Annotated in this window: 15 protein-coding genes; 9 read left to right on the forward strand and 6 right to left on the reverse strand. The window is 35.2% G+C overall.

From position 1 onward, the window contains the following. Nucleotides 1–106: 106 nt before the first annotated feature. A complete protein-coding gene (gene fdhF / locus AA0X95_RS13260; protein ID WP_413309541.1) occupies nucleotides 107–2,164 on the forward strand; it encodes a formate dehydrogenase subunit alpha in 2,058 nt (685 codons plus the stop codon). Between the two features lie 244 nt (nucleotides 2,165–2,408). Further along, the gene (locus AA0X95_RS13265; RefSeq protein ID WP_413309543.1) at nucleotides 2,409–3,236 is read left to right on the forward strand and encodes a LysM peptidoglycan-binding domain-containing protein; all 828 of its coding nucleotides are present in this window, start codon (nucleotides 2,409–2,411) and stop codon (nucleotides 3,234–3,236) included. A gap of 53 nt (nucleotides 3,237–3,289) precedes the next feature. Here AA0X95_RS13265 and AA0X95_RS13270 read toward each other — a convergent pair whose 3' ends face one another. Together AA0X95_RS13270 and AA0X95_RS13275 are read right to left on the reverse strand one after the other, a co-directional pair. Further along, on the reverse strand, nucleotides 3,290–4,591 hold the full coding sequence (locus AA0X95_RS13270) for a NarK family nitrate/nitrite MFS transporter (protein WP_413309545.1): 1,302 nt from the start codon (nucleotides 4,589–4,591) through the stop codon (nucleotides 3,290–3,292). 226 nt (nucleotides 4,592–4,817) lie between these two features. Then, the gene (locus AA0X95_RS13275; protein WP_413309547.1) at nucleotides 4,818–6,311 is read right to left on the reverse strand and encodes an MFS transporter; all 1,494 of its coding nucleotides are present in this window, start codon (nucleotides 6,309–6,311) and stop codon (nucleotides 4,818–4,820) included. Nucleotides 6,312–6,598: 287 nt separating this feature from the next. Between AA0X95_RS13275 and AA0X95_RS13280 the strand changes: the two genes are divergently transcribed. The 3 genes from AA0X95_RS13280 to AA0X95_RS13290 all read left to right on the forward strand — a co-directional run bounded on the left by AA0X95_RS13280 (nucleotide 6,599) and on the right by AA0X95_RS13290 (nucleotide 9,166). Then, entirely contained in the window at nucleotides 6,599–7,252 is a 654-nt protein-coding gene (locus AA0X95_RS13280; RefSeq protein WP_413309549.1) for a potassium channel family protein, read from the forward strand. A 97-nt stretch (nucleotides 7,253–7,349) separates the two neighbouring features. Continuing rightward, complete coding sequence (gene sigX, locus AA0X95_RS13285) at nucleotides 7,350–7,901, forward strand: RNA polymerase sigma factor SigX (protein WP_413309551.1); 552 nt, start codon at nucleotides 7,350–7,352, stop codon at nucleotides 7,899–7,901. 143 nt (nucleotides 7,902–8,044) lie between these two features. After that, nucleotides 8,045–9,166, forward strand: coding sequence for an acyl-CoA dehydrogenase family protein (locus AA0X95_RS13290; RefSeq protein ID WP_413310028.1), 1,122 nt, complete (start codon nucleotides 8,045–8,047; stop codon nucleotides 9,164–9,166). A 57-nt stretch (nucleotides 9,167–9,223) separates the two neighbouring features. On the opposite strand, the gene AA0X95_RS13295 is transcribed toward AA0X95_RS13290, so the two are convergent. Continuing rightward, nucleotides 9,224–10,888, reverse strand: coding sequence for a putative bifunctional diguanylate cyclase/phosphodiesterase (locus tag AA0X95_RS13295; protein ID WP_413309553.1), 1,665 nt, complete (start codon nucleotides 10,886–10,888; stop codon nucleotides 9,224–9,226). Nucleotides 10,889–11,072: 184 nt separating this feature from the next. On the opposite strand from AA0X95_RS13295, the gene AA0X95_RS13300 reads away from it, so the two are divergent. Next, complete coding sequence (locus AA0X95_RS13300; protein ID WP_413309555.1) at nucleotides 11,073–11,234, forward strand: hypothetical protein; 162 nt, start codon at nucleotides 11,073–11,075, stop codon at nucleotides 11,232–11,234. Between the two features lie 70 nt (nucleotides 11,235–11,304). Here AA0X95_RS13300 and AA0X95_RS13305 read toward each other — a convergent pair whose 3' ends face one another. Further along, the gene (locus AA0X95_RS13305) at nucleotides 11,305–11,484 is read right to left on the reverse strand and encodes a small, acid-soluble spore protein, H family (RefSeq protein ID WP_413309557.1); all 180 of its coding nucleotides are present in this window, start codon (nucleotides 11,482–11,484) and stop codon (nucleotides 11,305–11,307) included. A 132-nt stretch (nucleotides 11,485–11,616) separates the two neighbouring features. After that, nucleotides 11,617–11,805: a hypothetical protein gene (locus AA0X95_RS13310; protein ID WP_413309559.1), complete on the reverse strand. Its 189-nt coding sequence runs from the start codon at nucleotides 11,803–11,805 to the stop codon at nucleotides 11,617–11,619. Between the two features lie 414 nt (nucleotides 11,806–12,219). Here AA0X95_RS13310 and AA0X95_RS13315 point away from each other — a divergent pair, with 414 nt between their 5' ends. Together AA0X95_RS13315 and AA0X95_RS13320 are read left to right on the forward strand one after the other, a co-directional pair. Further along, entirely contained in the window at nucleotides 12,220–14,178 is a 1,959-nt protein-coding gene (locus AA0X95_RS13315) for an LTA synthase family protein (protein WP_413309561.1), read from the forward strand. A gap of 112 nt (nucleotides 14,179–14,290) precedes the next feature. After that, nucleotides 14,291–14,803, forward strand: coding sequence for an HD domain-containing protein (locus tag AA0X95_RS13320; RefSeq protein WP_413309563.1), 513 nt, complete (start codon nucleotides 14,291–14,293; stop codon nucleotides 14,801–14,803). Between the two features lie 47 nt (nucleotides 14,804–14,850). Here the strand turns inward: AA0X95_RS13320 and AA0X95_RS13325 are convergent, their stop codons facing one another. Then, nucleotides 14,851–15,333 carry a hypothetical protein gene (locus AA0X95_RS13325; RefSeq protein WP_413309565.1) on the reverse strand — a complete coding sequence of 161 codons (483 nt, stop codon included), beginning with the start codon at nucleotides 15,331–15,333 and terminating at the stop codon, nucleotides 14,851–14,853. A gap of 210 nt (nucleotides 15,334–15,543) precedes the next feature. On the opposite strand from AA0X95_RS13325, the gene AA0X95_RS13330 reads away from it, so the two are divergent. Then, nucleotides 15,544–18,951 carry a hypothetical protein gene (locus AA0X95_RS13330; protein WP_413309567.1) on the forward strand — a complete coding sequence of 1,136 codons (3,408 nt, stop codon included), beginning with the start codon at nucleotides 15,544–15,546 and terminating at the stop codon, nucleotides 18,949–18,951. Nucleotides 18,952–19,115 lie beyond the last annotated feature (164 nt).

The following is a 19,115-nucleotide window of genomic DNA, read 5'->3' on the forward strand; positions in this document are numbered from 1 at the left end:
TTCCGTCGAAAAAATGCCATAATTTTTGTGAAAAAGGAAGCTACAAATGTAATAAATAGATTAAGATAGTTATATAGGTATTAATGATTGTAAGGGAGGAAAGAACGTGGGGGAACCAAACTTTGTTAAAACAATATGCGGTTATTGTGGTACAGGTTGTGGCTTAGTTCTAGAAGTTCAAGACAATAAAATAATGAAAATAAGAGGTGACAAGGAAGCGCCTGTAAATAAAGGGCAAACATGTGTAAAAGGAGCGTTTGCCTATGAATATGTTCAAGCTAAGAATAGGTTAACATCTCCACTCATCCGTAAAGCGGGTAAACTGGTGGAAACAACATGGGAAGAAGCCTATCAATATATTGCTAAGAACCTTAATCAGATCAAGAGTACTTGGGGCTCTAATGCTATTAGCATGTTTGCCTGTGCAAGAAGTACAAATGAATCCAATTTCATAACTCAAAAATTTATGAGGACAGTTATTAATAGTAACAATATAGATGGTTGTAACCGAACGTGACATGCTCCTAGCGTTGCCGGTCTGGCAACTGTTTTTGGAAGCGGTTTCCCTACGAATACACTTGAAGACTTTGATAAAGCAGAAGTACTACTCTTAATGGGTTCAAATACAACAGAAGCACATCCTATTATCGCCAATCGAATCAAGAAAGCAGCAAAGTCGGGATTAAAAATAATTGTTATAGATCCAAGGAAAATAGATATGGTAAAAGTGGCACATCGCCATTTACAAATAAATGTAGGTTCTGACATTGCGCTTATTAATTCCTTCATACGAGTTATTTTGGAAGAAAGTCTATTTGATCCAACGTTTATTGAACAATTTACTGTTGACTTTGAAAAATTAAAAAAACAGGTAGATCCGTACACTCCTGAATATGCTGCTGCAATAACCGGCGTAAAAGCTGAGGAAATTATAGCAACCGCTAGAGAATATGCTGCATCGAGTGGTTCTATGATTGCATATACCTTGGGCATTACTGAACATCATTGTGGGGTAAATAATGTATTTGATATTGCCAATTTAGCATTATTAACTGGTAATATAGGTAAACAAGGTGCAGGAATCATGCCACTAAGAGGGCAAAATAATGTCCAGGGTGCAGGTGACATGGGATGTTTACCGAACCAGTTGACTGGAGCATTGAGCCTGGCAAATGATGAATTCAGAGCACGTTTTGAGAAGGAATGGAATGTGGTCCTTAATCCACAGGCTGGTGACACGCAAACACGTACCTTTGATCGTTTAGAGATGGGTGAGCTAAAGGCACTCTATGTCATTGGAGAAAATCCAATCCTAGCCGATGTCCATATGAACCATACAAAAGAAATATTTAAAAAGCTTGATTTATTAATTGTGCAAGATATTTTCTTAACAGAAACAGCTAAATTAGCTGATGTTGTATTACCTGCCCGATCCTGGGGAGAAGTAGAAGGGACCTATACAAATACAGATAGAAGAATTCAACGCGTTCGAAAAGCTGTTGAGGCACACCCTAATACGAAAGAAGACTGGGAAATCCTTTGTGAACTGTCTACCCTAATGGGCTATTCTATGCACTATGAAAATAGTGAGGAAATTTGGAATGAAATAAGAAGGCTAGCATGGGAAATGTACGGTGGAATTTCTTATGAGAGACTCGAGAAAGAGTATAGTCTTCATTATCCTTGTCCTGATGAAGTCCATCCAGGCACATTTGTTATGCATGAGAGGTTCCATCAACAGGACACTGTAGTGAAAAAAGCGCCTTTTGTACCTGTGGACTATACAGAGCCTCTAGAGCTGCCGGATCGTGAATATCCTTTCATGTTGACGACTGGACGGCGCTATGAGTCCTATAATACACATACACAAACACGCCATTATGCAGCAGGAGTTAAGGTGAAACAAACAGAAGAGACAGTTGATATTCATCCTGAAGACGCTAGTAAACTAGGAATTTCTGATGGAGAGATCGTTCAGGTCCGATCTCGGAGAGGTGAGCTCAAAGTTAAAGCGAAAGTAACAGATCAAGTTGTTCCAGGTCTTGTTTTTATGAGTTTTCACTGGAGTGAAACACCTACGAATGTCTTAACATTAAATGAGTATGATCCAATATCCGGGACAGCGGAATACAAAGCATGCGCTGTTGCAATATCGAGAACTTAAAAAGAATATTTTTGTAAAATAGTGAAGGGTCAAACCTACACTATTTTTTTTTATCTATTATGTACAATAATTACCACTGTAGGAAATGATTTCATTAAACTTCTATAATACAGCTGTTCAGAAATGTTATTGTAATATAACTGCCATGCTTGTAAACGAATTAACATGCCCCTGTTCTTTGTTTCAGAAATTTTCATGTTAAGATGAATAAAGTTAGCTGCGAAAGAACATGGGAGGTAAAAAAATGATAAAAAAAATCAAAACTTTTATAGCAGTTGTTGCACTCTCAGGAACTGTAGGTGCTAATGTAAAAGCGGCAGAGTTAACTGTACAGGATGGAGATACTTTATGGGATCTTTCTCGTGTACATAATACATCTGTTGAAAACATTCAAAAGTGGAATCACCTTTCCACTGACCTTATTCATCCTGGAGATGTATTAACGATAGCAACTGAAAAGCAATACACAGTGGTAAAGGATGATACACTCTGGGATATTGCAAAGGAATATCAAGTATCGGTTGCAATGATTAAAGAATGGAATAAATTAAATACTGATCTGATTCATCCAGGGTTACAATTAGTGATCTATGATGAAATAAATAACTTTTCTTCTGGGAAGATGGTTGAAACAGCAAAAACTCCAGTAGTCTCTAAAGCTCCGGAGGTTTCTACTAAAGAATCAAATACTTCAAAGAGCGAGGAGACAAAAGTAGAGGCAGCTCCAACAAGTGTTGCTAGTAAACCTGAAGTTCCAGTAACAACAAAAGTCGAGGAAACTTCAAAGGAAATCACCGTTAAGGCTACTGCATATACTGCATCTTGTGAAGGGTGCAGCGGAACTACTGCAACAGGACTCGATTTAAATGCTAACCCTGGTGCTAAGGTAATTGCAGTTGACCCCTCTGTCATTCCACTAGGAAGTAAAGTGCTGGTTGAGGGATATGGTGAAGCAATCGCTTCAGATACAGGTGGAGCAATCAAAGGAAACCGAATTGACGTGTTTATCCCTTCAGAAGAAAAAGCACTTGAATGGGGTAAGAAGGAAATAAAAGTTAAAATATTAGATTAACACAATAAACTGCCGAAATTTGGCAGTTTTTTTATTGTAAAAAACAAGCCGGATTAACCGGCTTGTTTTGCAAGTGTTTTGGCTGCGACTGTTTTTCTTTGATAAAAGAACCAGTTCAAACCAAATGAGATAACATAGAATCCAATAAAGAAGTAGAACGCAGTTACAGGTGTTCCAGTCGCCTTAACAGACCATCCAAATAATTTAGGAATAAAGAATGAACCATATGCTGCAAATGCTGCAGAAAATCCGATTACAGGTGCTGCCTCTTTTGGAATAAAGATGTTTGGAATCATTTGGAACGTTGAGCCTGAACCGATTCCAGATGCAAGGAAAAGAACTAAGAAAGCAATTAAGAATCCAGCAAATTGCTTGCCATTTAAGAAGTAAATTACACCTGCTGCACCAATTCCCATTAGTACTAAAACATAAGCCGTTACTTTTGCGCCGCCAATTTTGTCGGCCATCCAGCCTCCCACAGGTCTTGCTGCAGCAGCCACTAATGCACCAAGGAAGGCAAGTGAAATGTGTTCAGGAAATTGAGACTTTAATAAAAGTGGGAATGCAGCTGAGTAACCAATGAATGAACCAAAGGTAGCTACATAAAGTGCTGTCATAATCCAAGTGTGTTTCCGTTTTACAACCGCAAATTGATCAGCAACGGATTGCTTTGCTCCTGGAACATTATCCATTTTAAAGATTGCTAAAAGTGTCATAATGACAATGGGAATGACCCAGATAAACGCAGCGTTTTGTAACCATACTTCTTGACCATTTGCTAAAACTTGTTTATCGCCAACCAGTGCAAAAGTTCCTGATGTAATAATTAATGGTGTTACAAACTGTACGACAGAAACACCCATATTTCCTAGGCCGCCATTAATTCCAAGTGCAGTTCCTTTTTCCTTTTTCGGAAAGAAGAAGCTTATGTTTGCTGATGATGATGAAAAACTTCCTCCGCCTAGACCACAAAGGGCTGCTAGGAGAAGCATGATTGAAAATGGTGTATCAGGATTTTGGACTGCAAAACCTATACCAATTGCTGGTATGGCTAATATTGCTGTTGAAATCGCAGTCCAGTTTTTACCACCAAAAGACCCAACTGCAAATGTATATACAAAGCGAAGTGTCGCACCAACAAGACCTGGTATAGCAGCGAGTGTAAATAATTGTTCTTCTGTAAAATGGAAACCAATATCGTTAAGTCTGACGGCTACAACTGACCATATTTGCCATACGATAAATGCTAGCATCAAAGATGGGACTGAAATCCATAAATTTCTTTTTGCATGTTTTTTTCCTTCTGCATTCCAGAATTTTTCATCTTCTGGATTCCAATAATTAATTCGAGCCATGTTTTTTTCCTCCTATATATGGAATCTAATTTAATAACTAATCACATGTTGTTCCTTGTGTTATTACTATAAGACACATGGTATCATGATTTTTGTGACGTTCGTCACAAAAATAGTGAAGGAACTGTGAACTCAGCTCGTTTGACAAAAAGTTGTAAAATTTATCACCCAAAACAAAAGAGACCTTCATTTTTGAAGATCTCTTTGCTTATCACATATAGTTTAGTTACGAATCTTTCTCTTCATTGAACATACCTACGTAATTTTTTGTTTCCCCGACATCATCTTTAATGGCTGTAATAGTTAACCATTCTTTATAAATCTCAGTATTTTTGCGTTTATTCCAAATATACCCTTCCCAAAATCCTTCTGTTTTTAAACGATCCCACATTTGCTTATAAAATTCATTGTCATGTTCGCCAGATTGAAGGACACTAGGTGTTTTCCCAACTACTTCGTCCTCACTAAAACCAGTAATTCTTGTGAAAGCTGGATTTACGCTCTGAATAATCCCATTTAAATCTGTAACGCAAATACCGTCAACAGCATGGTTTACGATTTTTGCTGAAATATCAAGTTTATCCTGATAGTATAGCCAAACAACAATGACTAAACTTGCAAGTGAAAATTCGGAAAGGGACATAAATCCAATTGCGTAATGACCGGTCCAATCAAATAGAATAGTCAAAATGATTGGAGGGAAGAAACCCCCTAATCCTCCCATAGCTGCAACAATCCCATTTACTATGCCTGCCTGCTTTGAAAAATATAATGGTACAAGTTTAAAAATCGCACCACTACCTATGCCGGCAAAGAAGGCAACTAATAAACACCCAAATGAATAAATAGGTAAGGATGGGGTAAAAGACAGTAGAAATCCTGCAAAGGTTAAACTGAAAAAAACCGCCATTAGGATTAGAAAAGGATTAATTTTATCTCCTAGCCATCCTCCTACTGGTCTAAAAATGGTTGCAAGTGCTATAAATCCAGCTGTACGTAAACCCGCGTCAACTTTATCTAGTTCAAAATGATTAACTAAGAAGGACGGTAAGTAGATCGTGAACGCCACGAAAGAACCAAACGTTATAAAATAAAATAAACTTAAAAACCAAAGTTTAGGGTTTTTATAAACCTCTTTCACTTGGTTAGTTAAGGAATTGTTTACTCTCTTTTCTTTCCTATCTCCAAATAAAAAATTGATAACTGTAAATATTAACATGATAACTAAAAAAATCTTTACGGTAGTTCTCCATCCATACATGTTGGCTAGTACAGGTGCTGAAAAGGAGGTAATAGCTGTGCCAATGTTTCCTGCTCCATAAATTCCATTTATGAAACCATGTTTAGCTTTTTCATAATATTTAGGAAGAGAAGTAACACCAATGGAAAACACTGCTCCACCGATCCCAAGCATAAAACCACCGAGTATTAACATGAATAATGAATTTGCGTAACTAATAATTGCAATAGGAATCAGTAAAATGATAAAGCTATTTGTAAATAGTATTCGTGCTCCATACCGATTGGTCCAATAACCAATTGGAACCCTAAGGAGTGACCCAAGTATAACCGGTATCGCTGTTGCCCAAGCGATTTCCGTGGATGAGAGTGGTATATCTGCCTTTATATGAGGCATAAGCGAAGATATGAGCACCCAAACCATAAATCCTGCGACAAGACTTCCCGTTTGAATAAAAAGTTGTTTTGTTCCTTGATTCATTTTTATCCCCCTTAACTCCCGTAACATTTTATTATTGCTAAAACATATTGTCTTACTTACAAAGTCTTCAGGTATGGAAAAATTTTCTTCAGTATTATAGAACACTTTTTTAAATAATACAGTGAGGTATGACACATGATGTGCATTTGATAAATAAAATTTATATTGTCATTTTTTGTGTATCCTGTGAACAAAGAGCTAAATAATTTATTCTTCCGAGGGTAAAAGTAGTATAAATAACCCACCTTCTTTTTGTTCTAAGGTTGGGTACAAGGAGGGACTTGAAAATGGCTAATCAATACGCGGTTATTGGTCTAGGTAGATTTGGAATAAGTATTGCCCAAAAGTTATTTGAATCTGGACAAGAAGTGTTAGGTGTCGATGTAAATGAGGAACGAGTGGAAGATTCGCATTCTTTTGTTACTCATGCTGTTATTGCGGACTCAACAGATGCAGAAGCATTAAAATCTATCGGGATACGAAATTTTGATACCGTCGTTGTGGCTATAGGAAACGATATTCAAGCAAGTATTCTAACCGTTTTACTTTTAAAGGAACTGGGAGTAAAAAGGGTAATTGCTAAAGCCTTAAATAAGCTTCATGGACAGGTTTTAGATAAGGTAGGGGCCGATTGGGTTGTATTTCCTGAGAGAGATATGGGTATGCGAGTTGCCCACCAGTTACTTTCACCCAAAGTACTAAATTTCATTGAAATTTCAAAAAACTATAGTGTTGAAGAAGTGAAAATACCTGAATCCATGATTGAAAAAACTCTAAGAGAGCTAGACTTAAGGGCTAGGTTTAATTTAAGTGTAATTGCTATCAGGCATGAAGATGAGATTAATATATCACCATCACCAGATAAGATCATAAATCATGGCGATGTATTAGTAGTGATAGGAGAAAACCGTTATTTGGAGAAATTTGCAAATATAGAATAATTTTTTTATAAAAACATTGATATAGAATAAATTTATCCCTGGAGTGTAACTTTTAATGGCCAAATTTCGCCTTATGCATTGAAAGGGGGCGAAATTTTTGCCAGGTCAATTTGAGAAGCTTTATGAAAAATATCATCAGGACCTATTTTCTTTTCTATTTTATTTGGTTAATAACAGAGAACAAGCTGAAGACCTCTTACAGGAAGTATATATACGAATATTCAAATCATATGGGACTTTTCAAGGCAAGAGCAGTGAAAAAACTTGGCTATTCTCTATTGCCCGGCATGTTGCCATTGATTCCTTTCGTAAGAATTCAGGCTGGAAAAAAAGAATAATTAGTTCGTTCGATTGGAATAAAAATGAATTTAAAGATTTATCACCATTACCTGAGGAAATTTCCCTTCAAAATGAACAATTCCATACCCTTTATTCTTGTTTAGATAAATGTTCTATTGATTATCGATTGGTATTAATTTTGAGATATATCCATTCAATGTCCATTAGTGAAACGGCTTCAGCACTCGAATGGTCAGAGAGCAAAGTAAAGACCACCCAACATCGTGCATTGAAAAAGATAAAAAAACTAATGGAGGAAGTAACGATAGAGGAAAAAGAATTTAGTGACAAACATAAATATATTTCCTAAAAAAGCACTCACGTGATTGCTTTTTTATTTTTTTGTATCTACCAAAGAGCCCAAGGAGAATTTTATGGTAATGTAAAGATAAATATATATTTTTTAAAATAGAATTGGGAGGGAATGGCGTGGACTTTCGAGCGGTTGAGACAATGGAAAAGCGATTGGAGCTCATGAGAAATCTTTCAAAAAAGTTTCTAACAAGGGCACATCAGGTGGATGTAGAAGGAAGTTTTCCATATGAAAACATCCAAGAATTAAAAGATGCGGGCTACACAACTCTAACAATTCCAACTAAATATGAGGGAAAGGAAATATCTCTTTATGAATTTATTCGCTTACAGGAAATAATAGCAGAGGGTGACGGTGCCACTGCGCTTTCCATCGGATGGCACATGGGGATAATATTGAATCTACATGAAAAGAACTCATGGAACGAGAGCATGTTTAAATATCTATGCGAACGTGTAAAAAGTGGTGCTTTAATAAACAGCGCTGCAACTGAACCAAAGACAGGGAGTCCGACCCGAGGAGGTAAACCAGAAACTAGGGCAGAAAAAAGAGATCAAAACTGGGTCATTAATGGAAGAAAAACTTTTACCACTATGTCGCCTGTTCTTGATTATTTTATAGTTTCTGCTGCCATAAATGATTCCGATGACATAGGAAATTTTCTAATCCCCCGAGGTACAAATGGAGTGAAAATTGATGAAACGTGGGACAGTATATCCCTTAGGGGAACAGGAAGTCATGATTTAATTCTTGAAGATGTAGTTGTACCAAAAGAGTTTCTTGTGGAAACATTGGTCATGGAAGGGAAGAGGGCAAACGGGTGGCTTCTCCATATCCCTGCCTGTTACCTTGGCATCGCCAAAGCAGCCAAGCGTTATGCGATTGAATTTGCAAAAAATTATGCTCCAAACAGTATAACTGGGGCAATTATAGAATTACCAAACATACAACAAAAAATAGGTGAAATAGAATTACAGTTAATGCAGGCAGAATATTTTCTATATGGAGTAGCTAAACAATGGGATCTTTCAAATGAAGTAGAAAGGAGCAAGATGGGTCCAGCATTAGGAGCAGCAAAATTAACCGTTACTAATACAGCTATTTCAGTGGTAGATTTAGCTATGAGAATAGTTGGTGCCAAAAGCTTGTCAATCAGTAATCCGTTACAAAGGTATTACCGTGATGTTAGAGCAGGAATTCATAATCCGCCTATGGACGATGCAACAATTCAATTACTTGCAAAATACAGTACTGTCAATTAGTAATAAAACCAGCCGTTCATCCAGCGGCTGGTTATTTTACAAGTCTACGATACATATTCATGCACTAACTTTTTTCTTGTTTTCTTCAAATAATTTATATAAATCCTTCATCGGAAGTGGCGCAGAGAATAAATATCCTTGAGCATAACCACAATCGAAGGATTTTAATAATTCTAATTGTTCTTCTGTCTCAACACCCTCTGCTATTACATTAAAACCGAAGCTTTTTGCTAAGGAGATGACACTTTCTACTAATGCCCTGTCTTTTTTGTTATTTAACATATTTTGTACAAAGGAACGATCAATTTTTAATGTATTTACAGGAAGATATTTCAAATAACTGATAGAAGAATACCCCGTACCAAAATCATCAATTGAGATGCTAATACCCATTTCTTTTAATGAATTTAGTTTGGCAATAACCAGGTCGATATTATCCATAGAAACAGTTTCAGTTATCTCAAGTTCAAGCTGAAATGGTGGAAGTTTTGTTTCTGATAGTACATGCTGAACAATTTCTACAAAGTTTTCTTCTTGGAATTGTTTTGAAGAAATATTTACAGCAATTTGAATAGGCTCCCGGCATATTTTAGAGAAAGTTTTTGCTTTTATACATGCTTCTTTCAATACCCATTCACCAAGCTGACTAATCATACCAATTTCTTCAGCGAGAGAGATAAAGTCTGAGGGTGGAATTATGCCTAAATCGGCATTGTTCCATCGAATGAGTGCTTCAAATCCAAATATCCTTCCATCCTTAATATCGACTAAGGGCTGATAGTTTAAAGTGAACTCGTTTTGTTTTAATGCCTTCCTAAGTTGCGTTTCGATCTTAACCATATTATGGATTTCTTGTTGCATATCACTGTTATACCATTGATAGCCATTACCGCCATTTTCTTTAGCAATATACATGGCGATATCTGCCTGCTGAATTAAATCATCCCATACAGACCCATTAGTTGGATAAATACTTATCCCAATACTGGAGGAAATAAAATATTCCTGCCTTCTAATTTTAAAAGGCAGTTGTATGGACTGATGGATGGATGAGACAATAGATTCAATCTCTTTTTTAGTGGAGCAACCCGTTAAAAATAAAATGAATTCATCTCCACCTTGACGTGCAAGACAATCCTCTTCCTTAATTGTGAGCTGAATCCTCTTTGAAACGTCCTTTAATAATTGATCTCCTACAGCGTGCCCTAAACTATCATTAATTAATTTAAATCTGTCTAGATCGAGGAAAAGAACAGCAACTAATGAATTTGTCCTAGACGCCTTCTCTAAGGCAGTTTTTAAATTCATCTCAAAATTCCATCGATTGGGTAATCCAGTTAAATAATCGTGATAAGCCATATACTCCATCTTAGCAATTACTTTTTGTAAGGAGAGTTGTTCGGATTTTAATTGATCGACTAGCCTTCCAATGGTAATCGCTACTGTGATATTTACAAGGGTTAGTATGGTTATACTCCAAATATCTTTCATTGAATAAGCATCATGTTTGTAAACGATTTCAATAAACTCGTTTATTCCATGAATCAATGTTCCAATAAATGCAGCATGTAATCCACCTTTTAAGCCGTAAAAGAAGGCAAGCCATACAGCAGGGAAAATATAGATAAGCCAAATTAGTTCCTCAGATTGATTGGTTTGATCTAAGAAAAGGGGAATTAGGTAAATGAGGATAATGGTAAACCACCGCTTATTAATTGTCATATTTCGACATGCACTCCCATAAACTTCCTTTTAAATTATATTTTAATAATAGAACTAGTTCATTTCATATGACAATAAATATACGTAAAAGTTCATATAATCTTAAAAAATACAGGCTAAAGAAAAAAGTTTCGAGGGTAAAATTCATTAAAATGGACAAATTAACGGAAAGGAGTGAGGAATCATGCCTAGAGGAAAAGAATTAGAACAGTTGCCAGTGGCAAACATTGCTCCAACGACTGGTAAAGATGTTGACAGGTATAATAAAGAAGTTCTTGGGGGTATTGTCCCCAATGACCAACCGCAACCAAGTGATATTGATAAAGAAAACGAAGATATGGTTTAAGGAATAGGATTGTTTCCCTTACTATAATAAACATAAAACTGCCACCTATACAGTAGGTGGCAGTTTTATGTTACTCTTCTACTAATTCACCAATTTCAACTGTTGATCTCTCTTCAAGTGGTCCTCTTAAGTGAACGGTAGCCGTTCTACCATCTTCATTTAACTGATCAATCCAAACTGAGGCACCATTATATTTAACCTCAATATCTGCAGAAGATGATAAGATTTGTTTGACACGATTAACATTCATGGAAATCACTCCTAAATAATTGTTTAATATGAAAAAAGATTTCTTACAAAATTAAGATTTTTAAAAGTTGGTGTAACCGCTTTCTTCTATTATATATATTGTATGACAGTATGAGGGTCTCCTTTTAAGGAATTAATGATTATATGGATAATCAATTTGAATCCCATTTATTGTTCCTGGCTCATCTACATCCTCTAAACCGGACAAATAATTCGCTAATTCCACTTTCAATTCCTTTGGAGCACCCGGCTTTAAATGCCAATTTCCAGGTTCATCAACAAAATAAGGACTTTTTGTAAATTCAGGCCTAATTCTAGGCATGTTTCAATCCCCCTAAAAAGATAAGTCTAAATTCATATTGCTTACACACCCGTTTGAGGTTTATTATATGTAGAAATGATTCCTCTTAATCGTACAAACCAAGAAACAATTTTAAAGAAATCGAAAAAATGTGAAACCATTAACAGTTTCATTCGTCATATATAGATGATAAATGAAAAAGAGTCATGTCCAACATGAGACTAACATAAAGATAAAAGGGAAAATCAAATAAAGGTTATAACCCAAGGCTGTAAGATTGAAATTGTCGAAATCGTAAAAATAATGGCATAAGTTATTGCGTTAATTTATACATAAAATGGCATAATTTATGTTTTTATTTTTATTAAAAGTATGATATAGTAATTGAGGTTCGTTTACCGGAGCATGATTGGTAAGTGAGAGGAGAGTAGAAAAATGAATAAAATAAGACTGCCTTTAAAAATAAAAAATAGCCATATTACATTTTTTGCTATTGCTGTAGTATTATTTTGGATTAAAACTTATGCAGCTTATCAAATTGAATTTAACCTAGGAATAGATAATAGCCTACAGAAATTTTTATTACTGATAAACCCACTTAGTTCGGCGCTTTTCTTCTTTGGAATTGCACTTTTATTTAAGAAAAGGACAAAGCTTGTCATGATTATCACAAACTTTCTTTTGTCCTTTTTATTATATGCAAATATTGCATATTATCGTTTTTTTAATGACTTCATAACAGTACCTGTATTAATGCAAACTAAAACAAATGCTGGGCAGCTAGGTGATAGTGCGCTATCATTAATGTCTCCATTTGATATCTTTTATTTCACTGATATGTTTATTTTAATTGCACTTGCGTTAACGCTTTTCAAGAACGTTAAAGTGTCAAACCGTAAATCATTTAAAATTGTTCTTTTATTTTCGATAACAACCTTCTTATTTAACTTAGGTTTAGCAGAGAAAGATCGCCCACAATTGCTTACACGATCTTTTGACCGTAACTATTTAGTTAAGTATTTAGGTGCATATAACTTTACGATTTATGATGTGATTCAAAACATTAAGTCTTCATCACAGCGTGCATTAGCAGACAGCAGTGATATTACTGAAGTGGAGAACTACCGAAAAGCAAATTATGCAGCGCCAAATCCAGCTTATTTTGGTAAGGCAAAAGGAATGAACGTTATTTATATTTCAATGGAGTCATTCCAAAGCTTTATGATTGATTATAAAATGCCTGATGGTCAGGAAGTAACACCGTTCTTGAACTCTTTAGCGCATGATAACAATACTTTTTATTTTGAAAATTTCTTCCATCAAACAGGACAAGGAAAAACATCAGATGCTGAATTCTTGATGGAAAATTCATTATATCCAATGGCTCAAGGGGCTGTGTTTGTAAATAAAGCTCAGAATACTTTTCAAGCCACTCCGGCTATTTTAAAAGGATATGGATATAATTCAGCTGTATTCCACGGTAATTATAAAACTTTCTGGAATCGAAATGTCATGTATAAAGCATTGGGATATGATCAATTCTACGATGCTGAGTACTATAGCATGTCAGATGAAAATACTAAGAATTATGGTATGAAGGATAAGCCTTTCTTTAAGGAATCGATGCCAATTCTTGAAAATATGAAACAGCCGTTTTACACGAAGTTTATCTCTTTGTCAAACCACTTTCCATTCGAAATGGATCCAGAAGATACTGATTTCCCAGCAGGAGATTACGGTGATACAGTTGTTAACCAGTATTTCCAATCTGCACATTATATGGACCAATCTTTTGAGCAGTTCTTTAATGATTTAAAAGCATCTGGTCTATATGATAATACTGTAATCGTTATGTATGGAGATCACTACGGTATTTCTGAAAACCACAATGATGCAATGGCAAAAGTACTTGGAGTCGATGAAATTACTCCAGCAATTAATGCTAAATTACAGCGTGTACCATTGTTTATTCATGTCCCTGGTGTTAAGGGTGGAGTTCAAAAGCAAATCGGTGGTGAAGTAGACGTTCGTCCAACGCTTCTTCATTTACTAGGAATAGATACCAAGGATTACATGGAGTTTGGTTCTGATTTGTTATCGAAGGAACACCGTAATTGGGCTACATTTAGAAATGGTGACTTTGTTTCATCAAATGCCATTCAAATCAATGAAAAGTGTTATTCATTTGAAACGGGTGACCTGTTAGATAACAATGATGCTTGTAAGGACATTGGTGATAAAGTGAATACAGAACTTCAAATGTCCGATGAGATCGTTTATAAAGACCTATTACGCTTTTATAAACCACAGGGTTATACACCAATCAATCCTAATGACTACGAATATCTAGGGCCAAAAGGAAGCAAAACGGTAAAAACATCTGAAAATAATTAATCTAAGAGAGAAGAAACTTTTCTTCTCTCTTTTTTTATAAAAATATAATGAATTTGTTGATTCTCATACACTAATTAAAATATACTATATTGCAAAAGTAAGGAGAGATTGCATGAGAGACGTCACCCTATTAGATATATTTAACCATCATATCGCCCAAAAATATTTGAATCGATCAGGGCTTGCCCATGCAATTGCAGTAGCCTATCATGCATTCCATTTAGCAAAAGAGCATCAACAGGATGTGGATATTGCTGTAAAAGCAGGACTACTCCATGATATGGGTCATTATACTTGGTATAAAAATGGAAAATGGGATTATGATTTGTATAAACAAAATGATATTCATGCCATAAAGGGGGCAGAAAGAGCTCATAAGCTTTTGATTCGGCTTGGGGAAAACCCGATAAAGGCGAAAGCCATTGCACTTGCAATATTATTTCATACTGATTCTTTTTTGCCTTCAAACGATATTGTGCGAACTCCACTACAGCAGATTGTAAAATGGGCAGATGAAAAGGATGAAGAAGAAGGCGGTCTCCATCATTATCGAACTATTGATTACGAACGTGCAAGACAAAGTATTATCCGGTTAGATCAAATGATTGATAAGGAAAGTGATTAAAAAAGGTCTGTGCTTAAATGTCCAAGCACAGACCTGAGTTCATTCTTTTATCCTCTACGTGAAAAGCCTTCTTCCTTCAAAAATTCTACGGCTTCCTCATATGTATCAAAGCTGTTATCAAGATTCAACCCAAAATAAATATTCCAGGCATCATTTTCATTTATCACTATTAGCTGATTATTTTCACTGTCTACCCAGCGCTCCTCATCATTTGAATCCCCTATAATTGCTTCTTCAAATTCAATTTTTTCATTTGGTGATAAGCCTTGTATAGAATCTTTTATAAGATCACGCAGTTGATCACCAGTAAAATCTCGAATATTGACTAATCCTTTTTCATCCGTATCATATTGACCTAAATGTCCTGCATATATAAAGCCATTCCCATTTGGATGTAAATGATAAACAATATTCTTCTTATCAGAAATACTATTTGGATACTGAAAGTTGATTCTTCCTAAAGAAACATTCTTTCTTTCTAGTTCTGGGAAAGATTCGATAATCGCTAATTTTTCATTAAAAGTAAGCATGCTATTCCTCCATCAGTTAATTCACATATTCTTTAATCATACAGATTTATTGGTTAAAGGTAAAACTATTTTATTATTTAACGATACATTTTATTTTTAGAGAATATATTGGAAAATATTCAAAAAGTAGTGTAAAATTACACTATAGGAAAAAATATCCATTCCTATATAATGATGTTGTTTATACGATGTTGAAATGGGGGGGAGTCAATGGTACCTAATACAAGAGATGAAAAAAGAAAAATATTTAGACAAGAGCTATTCACTTTAAAAGAGGAGGGGTATTTATCAGATGCCATTGTGGACACAGTGGCAAAAGCCCATCATCAATATCATTTGGATTTGTTAGAATCAGAGGCTATTCAGCAAGAGTCAGAAATAAGTATACCTATTCAACCTAAAGTAGCTGCCAACCCACCAAAAGTGAAAAAGTCACTAACACCAGAAGAGATTCGTGAAAGGAATATTACCTGGTCCTTAAATATAGGTGTAATCTTTCTGTTAATTGGAGGTTTGTTTGTCGCCACGAGTAACTGGGAGTCAATGACAAGCTTTATGAAGAGTGGGTCAATTGCTATTGTTGCGCTAGTTTTTTATGGGATTGCTTTCTTAGCGAAAAGAATCTTACATATAGATAAAACAGCCTTTGCCTTTATTGTCTTAGGCAGCTTGTTTTTACCGATCTTTATTCTTTCTCTGGGATGGTTTGGCCTTCTAGGTTCCTATTTATCCATTTATGGAGAAGGGCGATTTCTTCTAGGAATGCTTGGAAGCTTTTTACCTATTATTATTTACATAATCTTTGCGAAGAACTTAAGCTCAAGATTGTTTGTGTGGTTTACATATGTATCCTTTTCTGCAGGGATGGCATTTTTATTAGCAGGTGTGAAGTTAGAAATTGATTTTTTCTATCTTGGTATGATGATATTTAATGGTGTCCTTATACTTGTATACCATCGCATAAAGAAAACAATTTCCTTAGAATTATTTACAAAAGAATTTGTTCCATATGTACAGGTTAATCTTGTTATTTGTACACTTTTTATGCTTCTTTTCTTTAATAATGAAGTTATTTATAGCTTTAATCTACTTCTGACAGGAATCATCTATTTATCAATGATGTATGTCAGTGGAAAAAAGGAATATCATTTTATTTTCAGTGTATTGATTGTTTATGGGGCATATCAGTTAATTGAGCATAGCTTCCTTACCTATTTTGGAGAGATTGTCTACGCTTTGGTTGGTTTTGGTATAATGTTTGTTCCAAATGCTCTAGATGGGAAATTTAAGTTAGAAAAAGTCTTTCAATATACAAGTGCGGTGATATCAGGGTTCGCCTTTATTTATATTAGTTTAGAAGGAATCCTACTTAGAGCTGGAGAAGCTTCTATTGTACTTATGCTCGCCTATTTTATTATTGCAGCCAATTTTGTTTATCTTTCCTATAATAGTCCAAGATGGTTATTTCCTTATTTAAGTTCAGTTTTTGTTGCTACAGGTATTTACGAGGCTATTTCATTTTTCACTCAATGGCTGTTCACGATCAATGTTTCGTTAGCTCTTTCAGTTACAGGCTTCATTATATTGACCGTTTTTGGGCTTACACCATTATCAAAGTATTTAACAATCATCCAAAATGCTTGTAGAGATGTAGGATTAGCCATTATGGGGGTTGCCATGTTGGTCGCATTAGCTCTCTTTTTCTGGTGGGAATTAGGGGTCATTCTCCTCCTGCTTGTGGTAGCCTCCTATTTCCTATATAAAAAGGAAAAAAGAATACTATTACAGGGATTTTCTGTATGGATATTACCATCCTCACTTGGTTTGTCAGTTGTCGCTTTTGGTGAGGAGTTATGTTCTAACTCTACGCTTTATTATGAAGAATACGGTTATGCAGTAAATTTTGCTGCTGGTGCATTTCTTGTTTTATTGTCCAGATTTGTGTGGAATAGTATTGGTGAAATGGAAATAAACATAAAATCTCTTTACGTTGCAACAGTCCTTTATACGATTGCCATTTTCCATGCATTTATCAATCCTATTAATGAATTATGGGTACAGCCTCTAGTATTAGTAGCGGGAATTGGTATGTATGGCTATCTCTATAAAAAGGTTCAAACAAACTGGATTCCATATACAATCAGTGTGACAACATTACTTGCCTATTTTTCAATTATTCATGCCATTAATGAAAGTATTTCATTTTCTATTGTTGTCGATTCTTTAATCCCGTCAATCAGTTCTGTCCTCCTGTTGGTCATTGCCTATCTTTGCAGAATAAAGGACCGGAACTTAGCAAGTGCGTTTTTTTTGACCGGGCATATTTTGTTTCCATTGACCCTTGGCTTTACTTTGATTGCATATCAATCTGATGCAAGTTTCAGTTTTATGGTGGCTACCTTGGTGTATGCACTAAGTACCAGAGTTGCTTTGAGGGAATGGGTTATCAAAGTATCTCTTTATGCGTGTTTCCTATCCTTGTTTATTGTTGTTTCAACAGGATTAAACACCGTCTTAAATCACAATTATGGGTTGTATGAATTCCCCATTACTAGCGGAATCATCTTCATTTTCATACTTCTCACTAATGAACTATATAAAAAGCGTACTATGTATTTTTTCGTCCCGTTCTCCATTATTGGAGTTACAGGTATGCTATCGACCTACCCGTTTGACTTGGTTCCTTTTCTAGTAACGTGTGTCTATGTAATTTTACTAGTATTTTATTTACACAAGATTCAGTGGGATATTTTAGGCGCTATACCACTATTTTTAGCTTTTGTAGCAACTGTGGAATTTGTTTTCCTTACTGAAATGGATGTATGGTTTAAAATGCTAGTAGTATGCGTGTTAGGAATACTCATGAATTTTTGTGGTCAAATGATATATAAAAAGCTATTCGAATACGGTAAAACAATCCAAATAATAAAGTTAGATGGATACACACTCGTATCTTTATTATATTTTGGGTGTATGTATTTTTTGGAGAATCAGTTTTTTTGGGGTGATGCTTTACCTGGAATTCTAATTGCGCTAACGCTTTGGATACAAAGGAGAAGAGTCCCATCATCTGTGTCCTATGTGATGTCAATTCTTGGGGGCATATATTTACTTCAACCATATTACGCAATAATAGACGAATTAAATATTACTCCTCTATGGGATCGAGAGGTGCATGTACTTCCTTTTATTGTTTTGGTCATTTTTATTCGGAAGACTTTAAAAGGGCGCTTTTCAGATATAACAAAAATAATACAATGGGCAGTATTAATTATTGTGTCAATTTTATTAATACAAGATGGTTTGACGAGCAATACAATTTATGACGCGATCATTATTGGCTCCCTTTCCTTACTATCAATGATCGCTGGAATGTTCCTTCAAATAAAATCTTATTTCTTTGTTGGAGCAGGGGTCCTGCTTTTAAATGTATTTCTCCAAACTAGACCGTATTGGGGCAATATGCCATGGTGGTTCTATTTACTAATCACCGGACTAATTTTAATAACGATAGCAAGCTTTAATGAATGGCATAAACAAAAAGTTCAAAAAGGAGAATCAACCTTTATTACCTTCTTGAAGAAAAGGGTAATTGATAAAATTAAGCAATGGGATTAAGTAGGTTGATTAAAATAAAAAAGTTTGATATAATGAAATCAATTAAATAAATGAAGTACTTGGAGGAGTCTGTCACCAAGGGATATCTATGTCCTTTGGTTGGCAGACCTTTTTGTGTTTTAAGGAAAGAGTCTGTTTATTGAATAAACAGACTCTTTTTAATT

This window comes from Neobacillus phoenicis, from assembly GCF_047302305.1.
Lineage (GTDB): Bacteria > Bacillota > Bacilli > Bacillales > Cytobacillaceae > Neobacillus.